Source organism: Mucilaginibacter sp. P1_A3, assembly GCF_056406855.1.
In genome coordinates, this window is the sequence record NZ_JBFTZJ010000011.1 from 103820 (window position 1) to 116699 (window position 12880).

Sequence of the window (12880 nt, forward strand, 5' to 3'; positions counted from 1 at the left end):
TTTATGTTGTAAGTAATGGTAAATCAATAATTAAATTAAAGCCTCTTTTATAGCCCTCAACGATAGTCAACTTCCCTTCATGGGCTTCAACGATTCTGTTAATGTAGTTTCCTCCAATGCCCGATCCGCTACTTTTTTGCCCTTTTTCGAAAGCGGTGATAAAATCTTTTTCTGTCAACTCATACGCAAGCCATTATTAGTATATTCTAAGATCGCTACGTGGCGAGTTTTACTGGTGCGCAGGTTAAACTGCACTCGATTATTTCGCTTAATCATGTCCCCAGAAAAGGCGTGGCGGTCAGCATTGAGTAATAGTTGGTCCAACAATTCTTTAAACGATGGCTCGTGGAGTGCCACCAAGGTAGTTTCACCTTTAACTTCAATTTGATAAGGGTGCCCCTGCTCAATGCTTTTTTGTTTTCGGTAACTCTGCAAAAATTTGTTTAAGTCAATCGGTTTGAGATCTTCTTTGGCCAATTTAAAATTCATGACTTTATCGACATTTGTCAAGATATTGCTCAAGTGCTGAGTGTCACCTGAAAGCTTTTCCATCAACTGCGCCAGGCTAAAATTATCTGGCTTTGCAATTTGTCCTTCAAGTTCGGGATCAATGTCTAATTCCAGTTCCTCATATTCAAGAAGCTTTCCCAAACTCTCACGCTTTACTATTCGCTCGATCCGATTCGCTAGGTTGTTTAGTCCAGTAAAGGTAGGTCTTAATTGGTGAGTTAGCGTTTTAATGACATCCGCTTCCGCTTGCTTCGTTTCTTCCCGGTAGCCTAAAGCTTGAATACGCTCTTCAATACGCTGACGCTCTTCTGCAATCAAATTGGCTTTCTGAGACTGTACAAATTCACTTTGCGCCGCCAAACTCATAAATGGAACCAAAATTTCCTTGAGCGCTGAAATACTAACATAAGGCATAACAGTTCCCGATTTGCGTCGCTCAATTTGTTCCAGAATGAATACAGAATGCAATTGATAATAAAGGTATTCTATATTCATCGATTTTGTATGATTTACGATCAACGTAGTTACATTGCTGTGCGGCAAAATTTGTGGCACCTCTAACGTAGGCCTAAAAATTGTAGCTTTTAATTGATCACCTATGCGTGCAATCAATACACATTCTTTATCTATGATATTACGTTCATAACGTAAAGTCAAATCAACCCGATCAGTCTTGCTGACATCCAATTGTAGATCGAGTATATCTTTTGATAGGTTTTCAACTTTGATTAGAGGCACTTGTGCATCCGAATGCATGTCTTCACGCTCTGGTGTTATGCCAGCTTTCATGTCAACTAAGTCGCCCAGGCGTCGTGCTGTACCGTCTTTTAATAGTTGGTTGCCAAGGATAAATTGTGGGCCAAAGGCATCTACCGACAAATTAAAATCTGCCCGCAAATCACTTAAATCTATGATTTGAGAATTTTTGGAAAAGTTCGATTTTTCATTGTAAGCACTAAGTACCTCTTCAACGTCTAAAATTAGAGATTTGGCATTTTGATCGACGGCATTAGCGGTAATGAGCTTTATACGCTTACGCATATGCGTAGGCTTATTTCTATTCAGCACGATGATTGAGGCCTTGGCATCTGTGTATGGCCTTAAAGTTCCATAAGGTAAGCTGATGATTGATTCAATAACATCTTCCTCACTCAACAGCTTACGAATTTCCATTTCCTTACCTTTTTTGACTAAAAAACCGTCCGATACGGTTAAAACCGCTTTTCCATAAGGATTCAATTTGAAAAAGCTATAAAGCACAAGGGATCCAAAACTTTTTCCTGATCGTGGCGCTGATAGCCCAAAATGTTCATATAATAAACGATGCTCCCAAGAGTTGGTAACACCGTTAGCAGGTAGATCACCAATGATATAATCATAATACTTTTGCTCATTGACGCGTTCAAAACAGTCTTCAGCCGTGATACTTGACTGTGAATATCCGTGTACTATTAAATTTAAATTACCTAATTGAGCAGCCCTCTTGTTAATCTCTGCCCCACTTACTTTTAGCGTCTTTCCTTTTTGTGAAAGAACTTCAATCAATAAGTTGCCGGTTCCAGCCACTGGATCGAATACTAGCGTTTCAGGTTCTGGATCTAATATACTAACCATTAACTGTCGCAAACTATAAGGTGTTGCGTGAAATGAGTGTTTGATTTGGTCAGAGGATATACCAGTTAAAATATACTCGTACATCGTGCCAAATTCCAAATCGCTTAATTTTTGAGTATTAATCAACCTAATCACCCCCCATAGCTCATTGCGTTTAAAAGAATCTAGTTTACTTAGTAGACGAGAGCTCTCTTCTAATACTTCCCTTGAATCGTCTAAATGGAAGCCTGCAATTCTGTTATGTTTAACCGATATCCAACTAACTTCAAAAAGGTCTTCAATTGAAGTTGCATGTTTTTCAACAGAAATGTCACCATCATTGATGTCTATTAAACGTTTAGCATATAACAGCGCCGCGGCAATAAATTGCACTTCTGAGGTATTGTAAATACCTTTCAACACACTACCGATGAACTTATAGCCTGTTAAAAAGTTTTTCCATATTTCATCTTCAATAAGCAGTATGTAGCCATTGATATTATGAAAAAGAGATGGATAGTTTTTAATCCGTGCGTAAATCTGCTTAGCTTCCAACGGTTCGCGGTCATTTCGCGTATAGTATCCGCGCTCATTGATCGTCGCTGCTATATTTGCAGCCGTCATTGGGCGTTGTCGTTCCCGCAGCACCTGTTGGATCGCTTCGTGTAAGGTCATAACAATTATTCCAATTTTTTAGCAATATAGCTGAATCCTTTTGGAATCAGCTATATTTTCTGTCGCATAACGGAAATCTTGGGCGTCGCCCATCCCCCCCTTGGCGCAAGTCTTGTGTGGCTGCTTAAGGGTTGATGACTTGTGATTTATTTTACAAAACGTGGAGCACAGGTCACCATCACTCAAAGCCCTCCACACAAGACCTGCGCTAAAATGGGCATCACCACCATCCAAAAGCCCGGCCTACGTGCGATTCCTTCCCCGGGGAAGGGAAGATAGGGGTTTATGGAACTGTTAGGCATACAATTATCATGGCGTAACCCTCCCCCATCTTAATAAATTGTCATAATCTATATCAAATACCTATTTTAGGCGATAGTAACCCTGTGAATAATAACGCCTATTATGAATCCTTACAAAAAAACTATTCCTGCATTTTTCCTATTTGTTGTTAGCTGCTGTAGCTTATTTGCCCAGGAGCCGAAATTGCCTACGCAGTGGACAACCGCTGCCATGCAAGCCGCTGTTCCCTTATCCGAATATCCGAGACCGCAGTTGCAGCGTAACGATTGGCTATGCCTTAATGGTAAGTGGGATTATTTGGGTGGCAAAACCGCTCCCGATGCGTTGAACCCCGAAAAACCGGCATCTTTTAACGCTACGCCCGATAAGATACTGGTGCCCTACTGTCCCGAATCTGTACTATCGGGTGTGCAGCGCAAACAGGAGATTAATATGTGGTATCGTCGTACTTTTGATGTGCCTGCAAAATGGCAGAGTAAGCAGGTAATTATTCATTTTGAAGCGGTAGATCATGATGCCACCATTTTTGTAAATGGTAAAAAAGGGGGTACGCACGCGGGCGGATATGATTCATTCAGCTTCAACATCACCCCATATCTAAAAAAAGGATCAAACAGCCTTGTTGTTGCAGCACATGATTTAAATGATGGCAGAACACCATCCGGTAAAAACGGTCCGCGCGGCGACTACACTTTTTCCTCGGGCATCTGGCAAACAGTTTGGTTGGAGCCGGTGAGTAAATCCTACATAAAAAGTATTCGCCTGCTGCCCGATCTGGACAATAGTCGTCTAAAAGTTTTGGTTAATACAGATGGCAACGCCAGGATCTCGGCTGTTGCGCTCAATAACGGAAAAATAGTTTCAAAAGCTGATGCAACCGGGGGCGCAACCTTTTATCTGCCGATAGATAAACCTATGCTGTGGTCGCCGGATGCGCCTTTTTTATATGATCTTAAATTAACCCTTTATAATGCAGACGGCAGTGAAGCCGATGAAGTTAAAAGCTATTTCGGAATGCGCGATATAAAGCTGGGCAAACTTAACGGTGTGGTAAGGCCGCTGATAAATGGTAAATTTATGATGCAGCTTGGCCTGCTTGATCAGGGTTACTGGCCCGACGGTGTTTTAACTGCCCCAACGGAGGAAGCCCTGAAATATGATATGGAGTACACCAAAAAGGCCGGGTACAACCTCATCCGTAAACACATGAAAACCGAGCCGCAGCGTTTTTACTACTGGGCCGATAAAATGGGTTTGTTGGTTTGGCAGGATATGCCTGCCATCTGGTATCAAAATGAAGACACCACCAAAAACAGGCGCGTATACCGCCAGGAGTTGAAAGCCATTATGGACGATCATTACAATTCGCCATCGATAATAACATGGGTACCCTTTAACGAAAATTGGGGAGCTTTTGATGTTAAAAATATCACCAATTGGGTAAAGCAATATGACCCGTCGCGGTTGGTGAACGGCAACTCGGGTTTCAACAATAACCCCGGCTATCAGAAAGCTTACGGCGACCCGGGCAATGGCGATTATGTAGATACCCATATTTACATTGGCCCTAACGGTGCTTCGGAACCGGATGCCCACCGTGCGGCATCATTAGGAGAATTTGGTGGTGTTGGCCTGTTTGTGCGTGGGCATATGTGGCCGGTAGAAAACAACGCCTATGATTTACAACCCACCAAAAGCTCGCTTACCGACCGTTACATTTTATTGCTTGATCAGGTAGAACAGCTCATGAAATACAAGGGCCTCAGCGTAGCCATATACACCCAAACCACGGACGTGGAACATGAAGTGAACGGCGTACTTACCTATGACCGCGCCGTTGAAAAAATGGAACTTCAAAGGATAAAAGAAGTTAATGAGGCCGTTATTAAGGAAAGTTATAAAATGAATAAGTAAAAAAGTTTGGCCGCTGGTTGGTGTTTTCGCCGCAGCGGCCAATGCTTTGTGTATTGCAACCTGGCACTAACTACCTGATACTTATTACCTCTTGCTTTTTATTATGATTCCACTTAACTTTAATGAGGCCCAGAACCACGCCTAAACTGTTAAAAAAAATATCATGAAAAAAATTTTAATGAGCGCGGTTGTATTAACCGTTTTCGCACTATCGGTGATGTTGTTTCAAATAAGCTGTCAGAAAGGGGCCATTGCCGATATACCACAAGTGACATCCATACATGGTTTGTGGATTGGCACCTATACCGACAACGCCAACGCCAGCCTTGGCAAGCAATATTTCAGTCTCATCATTAAGCCCGACGGCACCATGATTGCCGATACCAAAGGGGCCGGTCAGCAGCATTTAGCGCCAGGCACCTGGGCTTTAAAAGCCGATACCCTTACCTGTACCTACACTTGTGTTTACGGTATTGCCAGTAATGTTGGCGTAACGGAAGTTGCCGTAGCTGTTGTTGACAAAACCGGCGGGTTACATGGCACCTGGAAAAATTCGCCTGATCCTACCGGATCGGGAACTATCACCTTAGCTAAGGTTAATTAAGGATGAAAAATTCAGTCCCCGCGGGGTCTCTCAACGAGGACCCTGCGGTAGCGTAATGCTTGTCTTGTCCTCAGGATCCTCTACGAGAGACCCTGAGGGGACATAATTGAAGGTAATAGCTTTCTTCAAGGCGCCTTAGATTAGGAGTCCGACTCCACTATGAGTTACGAAGCCGCTCTACGAAAGTACAGCGGCTCTTTTGCTGTCTGAACATGACATGTCCGAGCACCGGAGGGCAAAAACATGCAAAAATGAGACGATATGCGTGGACTTTGATACAATATGAAGATATCCCGGCAACGCTTTTACTTATTTTTACCATCTGAATAAATAATTATATACCATCCATGAACCAATCTAACCGACTTAAGTCATCGGTCTTACTGGCCTATACATGTTTGACCTATCCTGCGCATGCACAGGATAGATAAGCACCTGCTTACCCGCTGATCACCCACAACATCTACTTTAGCATCTGGTCAAATACCGGCCAACTCAACAACTCTAATCCTATACATGGACAATAATAAACTGATCACCAAACCGCATTACCAGATACTGGATGGTTTACGCGGTGTTGCAGCCATCATCGTAGTTACCTTTCACTTAACCGAACCGCTGGGGAGCGGCCATCTGGATATCATAGTTAATCACGGATACCTGGCTGTCGATTTCTTTTTCCTGCTGTCGGGTTTTGTTATCGGCTATGCTTATGACGATCGCTGGCATAAAATGACTATTGGCAGCTTTTTTAAACGCCGTATCGAGCGCCTTCAGCCGCTCGTGGTCCTGGGTATGACATTGGGTGCTATAGGCTTTTACTTTACAGATTCAACGCTTTGGCCGCTTATCCATACCGTGCCAGTTTGGAAAATGCTGCTGGTTATGCTCATCGGTTACACTATTCTGCCTATACCGCTATCCCTGGATATACGCGGCTGGCAGGAAATGCATCCGCTTAACAGCGTAGGATGGTCTTTATTCTTTGAATACATCGCCAACATCCTTTATGCGGTTTGGATAAGAAAGTTTTCAAAAACAACATTGGCTGTATTGGTATGCGTTGCAGCTGTAGCACTTGCGCACCTGGCGATCACCAATGGGGATGTGAGCGGCGGCTGGACATTTAATGTGGAGCAGGTGCGCGTGGGCATTACCCGTACGATATACCCGTTTTTTGCCGGCCTGTTGCTTTCGCGTATTGCTAAACCCGCCCGCATCAGGAATGCCTTTTTATGGTGCAGCCTTTTATTAGCGATGGTATTGTATATGCCGCGCATCGGCGGCGCTCACCATCTTTGGATGAACGGGATATACGAATCTGTTTGCATCATTATCATTTTTCCGCTTATCGTTTACATTGGCGCCAGCGGTGAGGTTCATACCCAAACGGAGAGCAGGATATGCAGGTTTCTCAGCGATATATCCTATCCTCTTTACCTGGTACATTATCCGCTGGTTTATTTTTATGTGGCATGGATCAGCAATCACAAAGGCGTAACCATTGTACAGGCCTGGCCTTATGCGTTAGCTATTTTGATGGGTGCAATTATCCTGGCGTATATCGCTTTGAAATGGTACGATGAGCCAGTTCGTAAATGGCTGCGAAAAAAACTTGGCTAAAAAGAAAAGTCCCCGGATTAGACAATGAGGTTGAAAATAATTGATTGTAGATTTTTCACAACGATCTTTATTTTTTAAACAATTGTAGCGTTTACCTGTACCCCTACGTTATATGATATGTAGCGGTTATTCAATAAATACGCTTAAATTTATAAACCAATAAACTAAACTTGTCATGAAGTTAATTTACAACTGTACCTGTATCATAACTTGCCTGTTCATAATGAGTTGCCATAAAGATAAAAACACCGGAGATAAAACTACCGTTAAGCAATTAACCGCAGCCGACGCAGGCAGCACAGCGTCGGTTACCATGGGACAAAGTATTTCATTAATCTTAGGGAACCCCGGAGATGGCGGCTATCAGTTTAACAACCCTCAGTATAAAAGTTCGGTATTAACATTGCAGAGCCATACACACCAAAATGGTACAAATAATATTGGCGATTTTGGTAAGGATATCTGGACGTTTACCGCAAAGGGAAGCGGCACAACAACGCTCGAAGTTACAGCCAGCCGCGGCAGCGGCGAGACTTTATCATTGTTTTCTAATCAGATCACCGTAAAATAAAACCATTAAAACTACAAAGGGCGGTCGCACCCTTAATCAGTTATTTATTAAGAAAAGGGATTAACTGGATAAGGTGGGCTTATCTTTCATGGGTGTTAATGCAGGCACGCTCCAATATCAACTACACAAAATAAAAACATGAGTTGAAATACCTCCTCTTGTTGGATATGCCACAATAATCCAATTTACACAGCAATTATTTTCTTATTTTTATTGTTCAGATACCGATCCACCGGCATGGAACAACTGAAAATCACCCCATTATGAAGAAAATAATTTACCTGGTCTACTTTATCTCCGCGCTAACCGTACACGCACAACAACCAGTTCAGCCGCCTAAACTTAGAGCCGCAGAACGAAACACGGTGATAGATACGCTGATTGCGAAAATTAACGCCCTTTATGTTTATGAAGACCTGGCCAAAAAAATGACTAAGGCCATTCGCCAACATCAGCAGCATCACAACTATGATACAATTAGCAGCCGGGAAGTGCTCGCTAAAACATTAACTGCCGACCTCCATGCCGTCAATAACGACGGGCATTTAGGCGTAGAGTATTCGGCTACTCCTATCGGTGATGAAAAACCGGAAGCTCCTTCGCAAGCAGATGCCGACGCGTTCCGAAAGACCTGGGCTCGCAGTAATTTCAATTTTAAGAAAGTCGAAATACTTGATGGCAATATCGGCCTCCTGCAGGTTGATACATTTTTCCCCTCGGATTGGATCAAGGACCTTGCCCAATCCTCTATGACGTTTCTCGCCAATTCCGACGCCATCATCATTGACATCCGCAACAACCACGGTTTTGCCGACGGCGGCTATTTGATCGCCAGTTATTTTTTTGGCGATCCGGTACACTGGAATGATAACTATGACCGCGACGCAAAAACGCTGCGCCAGTCATGGACGTTGCCGGTTGTTCCCGGTCCCAAACTGGTCGATAAGGATGTTTATATCCTCGTCAGTAAAGACTGCTTTTCAGCATCGGAAGATTTTGCTTACAATATGCAGGCGCTGGGCCGTGCAAAAGTGATCGGTGAGGTCACCGGCGGGGGCGCTCATCCAACTAAGCCCTACAAGATTGGTACTTATTTTTTAACCGATATTCCATTTGCTTACAGTGTAAACCCGGTTACGCATACCGACTGGGAAGGAAAAGGCGTTCAGCCAGATGTGAAAGTTACCGCTAACAAAGCCCTGTTGACCGCGCAGATCATGGCCATCCGGGCGGTGATAAAACGTAATCCCAACGATAAAGACCGCATAGCCGGCTTGCAGCAGGTGATCGCTGAGAAAGAAAAAAAACTGGAGGCATTAAAAAATTAGAAAGAGATGAAACTACCCGCCAGTTCTATCCTGTAGCTTTTTCTTTTCAACTATTGCCACCCGGACTATAAAACAAGAACAGATATTCAGCCGCACCTAAGCTGCCCGCAGGTCAATCTTTTATGATTTATTAACCTGCCTATTTGGTTGTTTTACATTAAATAGTCGAACTTTGTCTTCATAAACCACCATGATTATGAGAACTTTAAAACTACTAACTACGTTGTGCCTTATTTTAGGCTTCACGGGCTTTGCTAAAGCACAAACAAGCACCGCCGATTTGGTGAAAGAATGGGAACGGGCAAAAACCTACACCAAAGAGTACCTGGATGCCATGACCGAAACTGGTTATGCCTTAAAGCCCACGCCCGAAATGCGTTCATTTGCCGAGCAGATGCTTCACCTTAGCGATGCCAACTTTGGATTTGCTTCAGGTGCATCGGGCGAAAAAAGCCCTTACGCCCCCGGCGCGTTGGAAAAATCAACCGACAAATCAAAAGCAGCTGTTACTAAAGCCGTGATGGAAAGTTATGATTTTGCCATAAACGCGCTTAAAAAGTTAACGCCCCAACAATTGGATGAGCAAATTAAACTTTTCGGCAGTATGGATCTTACAAGGAGAATGGCGTTTACCAAAGCTTTTGAGCACCAAACGCATCACAGGGGGCAAACTACCGTTTACTTACGCCTGGCCGGTGTTAAACCACCACAGGAAAAATTGTTTTAAGCAGCACAAGCAGGTTTAAAAAGCTTCATCTCCGCAGGCTTCTCATTGAAAGAACCCTGCGGAGTACTTTTCAGTATCTACCCAAATTCACTCAGTCTGTTATCTCCACAAAACTATGCCGTTTCCCAAAGCGATAAATGCCAACACCCCGGTACCAAGCGATAAAACGACGAATCATCCTATCTTAAAATAGTAACATTGCCGGATAGTTTTTGGTTGCCATCTTTAATATTAATGATGTAATAATAAACGCCTGGTGGTAATGGTTTACCGCCATAAGTACCATCCCAGGGTTTAGCATAGCCTGTGGATTGCATGATCCTGTTGCCATAGCGGTTAAAAACACTTACCAAACAATCCGGATAATAAGAAAGATTTGGAATACTCCAGGTATCATTAACGCCATCGCCATTGGGCGTAAAAATATTGGCAACGGTTATGGCAAGCGGCGGCAATACGTTAATTGTTACAATATTGCTCGTAGCAGGCAGCGTACAGGCATTACTTACCGTAATAGTGCAGGTAACTTCGTCCCCGTTTTTAAAGATTGTACTGGTGAATGTACTTTGGTTTGAACCTGCATTGACGCCATTTACTTTCCATTGATAGGCTGTAACCAATGGCGCGTTTTGAGTAGTAGCCGTTAAAGTAATGGCTGTGCCCGAGTAAACATCATTAACAGATGCTGCTATTGCCACAGTTGGTGCCGGATCAAGCGCTGATAATACCCCCACAGTTATAATATTCGATTTTGCCGGCACCGGACCGGCGCAGCTACTGTTATTGGTGAGTGTGCAGGATACCTGGTCGCCATCGGCAAGGGTATTACTTGTAAAAGTTGCCGTATTGGTACCGGCATCTAAACCGTTTACCCGCCATTGGTAAGTTGGATTTGTACCTGCATCTGTTTGTAAAGCTGTAAACAAAACCGGGGTGCCCGCGCAATTGGGGGTAGGTATTGAAGCACTTATGGTTATGGCAGGCTGTGGCACCGCGCCCACAGTTAACTCCTGGGTAAGCACCTCGCCATTACTGGTTGCAGTTATAGTTGCTGTACCCGGGGCAACTATATGAATTTTACCGTTGATGATGGTTGCCACGGCAGTATTGCCGCTTACATAGGCTATTGATTTGGTACTTGTTGCACCGGGATCAAAATCATTATCGCAGGTTAATTTTAATGGGATGCCGCCAAATGCCAATAAGGGACTTACAGTAAACTCCTGCGTAACAGGAGCTGCCGCAACATGCAATGCATCACCCGCTTGCGAAGCAGTAATAAGTGTAGTGCCGATCCCGGTAATATGGACCTTCCCGTTAACAATGGTTGCTACCTGCGGATTGCTGCTTGTATAAGTAACCGGAAAAGCAGAAACATTGCTTGTTGCCCCGGGACTGAAATCGCCATCGTTCAGGTGTTTAACTGGTGGTGCTACAAAGGCGATCTCTTCCTTCTGGTAAACCGTAAGTATTCGGGATACAGGCGCGGCTGTGCTATAATTACCATTACCCGCCTGGCTAACGGTAATGGTTGAATAACCTACACCTATCAACTGGATGTGCCCATCGGCAGTAATTATCGCCGCAGCGGGATTACTGCTGGTATAAATAAGCGGGGTTTCTTTATTGGTACTACTGGCAGTTAGGGTTATCAAATTTTGAACAGCGTCGCCAAGCGGAGGAAAAGTAATTATTGATGGCTTAAGCGTGGTTAAACTTACCTGTATATTTACCACAGTGCTGCTGCTACCCCCTGCATTATGCGCGGTAATGGTATAATCGGTAGCCGGTGATATTGCAGTAGGCGTGCCGGTGATAGCTCCTGTTTGGGGGTTAAATACTAAGCCGGCGGGCAGCGGCTTACCAATGCTATACCCCGTTAAAGTTATTTTTCTGATTTGATAATTGGCGTAATCTGTTATAAATAAATTCCCGTTTACATCAAAAGTCAATCCTACTGGAAAATTAAAGCTTGCCGCAGTACCTATTCCGTCTGCATAGCCTGGGCTTCCGGTACCTGCAAAAGTTGTTACATCGCCGGCCGGGGTAATTTTTCTTATGGAATGATTTTTATTATCGACTACAAACAAATTATCGGTTGCATCAATCGCTATGCCTGTGGGGTAATTAAAGCTTGCAGCTGTTTTAAAACCATCACTTTTACCTGCCGCACCACTGCCCGCAAATGTTGTAACAGTACCATCGGGGGCTACTTTTCTGATCAGGTTGTTTTTGGTATCGGCTATATACCCATTGCCCTGCTTATCAATTGTCAAACCATCAGGGTTATTAAAGCTGGCTGTCATGCCTGGCCCGTTATTTGACCCGGCAATGCCGCTGCCCGCAACTGTTTTAACCACGCCCGCAGGAGTGATCATACGGATGCTGTTATTTAGCTGATCGGCAACATAAATATTCCCGGACTTATCAATTACCAGGCCGCCCGGCGAATTAAATGAAGCCGCTGTGCCAGTACCATCCGTATTACCCGCAGTGCCGCTACCTGCAAAAACCGATACCACTCCAGCCGGAGTAATTTTGAGAATATCATTACTGGCGAAATCAGAAACGTAAATATACCCCTGGTCATCAACTATTAATGCCGATGGGTTACGGGTGTGCGAAATGGTATGTACAACAGCCCCCTGCGAAATTTGCCTGATAGCTCCGCTGCCATAATCTGAAACATAGATATACCCTGCCGCGTCGGCGCCAATTCCCGATGGTAAATTAAAACCGGCATCCAAGCCCTGAGCATCATGAGTAACAGGCGCCCCCCCACCTGCAAATGTGCTTACCTGTCCATAAACTCCGGGCAGCACCGGGCCACCAGTATTTACAGGCAGCAAAGGTACAATGGGGTTATTAATAACATAAGCCTGGGGACTTTGATATTTAATGTCGGGGGCCAAAACAGTTGGTAATGCATTGCCTTTAATACTGGCTATCGCAGCATTTATTTTAGGCGATAATTGGGCTTTATTATTAACACTGTAGCTTTGTAAATACATGTAATTTTTATCTGGTGACTG

At 43.9% G+C, this 12880-nt stretch carries 10 protein-coding genes; 7 read left to right on the plus strand and 3 right to left on the minus strand.

The genetic code is table 11. The features are described 5' to 3' along the window. Position 1: 1 nt before the first annotated feature. Positions 2-178: an ATP-binding protein gene (locus AC1D0K_RS23140; RefSeq protein WP_477392501.1), complete on the minus strand. Its 177-nt coding sequence runs from the start codon at positions 176-178 to the stop codon at positions 2-4. Beyond that, entirely contained in the window at positions 175-2778 is a 2604-nt protein-coding gene (locus AC1D0K_RS23145) for an N-6 DNA methylase (RefSeq protein ID WP_477392499.1), read from the minus strand. Before AC1D0K_RS23145 ends, AC1D0K_RS23140 begins: the two co-directional genes overlap by 4 nt. Before the next feature lie 405 nt (positions 2779-3183). On the opposite strand from AC1D0K_RS23145, the gene AC1D0K_RS23150 reads away from it, so the two are divergent. From AC1D0K_RS23150 to AC1D0K_RS23180, 7 genes are all read left to right on the plus strand, one after another. Beyond that, complete coding sequence (locus AC1D0K_RS23150; RefSeq protein ID WP_477392496.1) at positions 3184-4995, plus strand: glycoside hydrolase family 2 protein; 1812 nt, start codon at positions 3184-3186, stop codon at positions 4993-4995. 163 nt (positions 4996-5158) lie between these two features. Next, on the plus strand, positions 5159-5599 hold the full coding sequence (locus AC1D0K_RS23155; RefSeq protein WP_477392494.1) for a hypothetical protein: 441 nt from the start codon (positions 5159-5161) through the stop codon (positions 5597-5599). 473 nt (positions 5600-6072) lie between these two features. Then, complete coding sequence (locus AC1D0K_RS23160) at positions 6073-6126, plus strand: hypothetical protein (protein WP_477436632.1); 54 nt, start codon at positions 6073-6075, stop codon at positions 6124-6126. Further along, entirely contained in the window at positions 6116-7222 is a 1107-nt protein-coding gene (locus AC1D0K_RS23165; protein ID WP_477392492.1) for an acyltransferase family protein, read from the plus strand. The genes AC1D0K_RS23160 and AC1D0K_RS23165 overlap by 11 nt, the downstream gene beginning before the upstream one ends. A 223-nt stretch (positions 7223-7445) precedes the next feature. Then, positions 7446-7793: a protease inhibitor I42 family protein gene (locus AC1D0K_RS23170; protein ID WP_477392490.1), complete on the plus strand. Its 348-nt coding sequence runs from the start codon at positions 7446-7448 to the stop codon at positions 7791-7793. Between the two features lie 263 nt (positions 7794-8056). Beyond that, positions 8057-9121 carry a S41 family peptidase gene (locus AC1D0K_RS23175; protein ID WP_477441434.1) on the plus strand — a complete coding sequence of 355 codons (1065 nt, stop codon included), beginning with the start codon at positions 8057-8059 and terminating at the stop codon, positions 9119-9121. A 196-nt stretch (positions 9122-9317) separates the two neighbouring features. Further along, complete coding sequence (locus AC1D0K_RS23180) at positions 9318-9848, plus strand: DinB family protein (RefSeq protein ID WP_477392486.1); 531 nt, start codon at positions 9318-9320, stop codon at positions 9846-9848. A 179-nt stretch (positions 9849-10027) separates the two neighbouring features. Here AC1D0K_RS23180 and AC1D0K_RS23185 read toward each other — a convergent pair whose 3' ends face one another. Continuing rightward, positions 10028-12859 carry a T9SS type B sorting domain-containing protein gene (locus tag AC1D0K_RS23185; RefSeq protein WP_477463108.1) on the minus strand — a complete coding sequence of 944 codons (2832 nt, stop codon included), beginning with the start codon at positions 12857-12859 and terminating at the stop codon, positions 10028-10030. Positions 12860-12880: the final 21 nt, after the last annotated feature.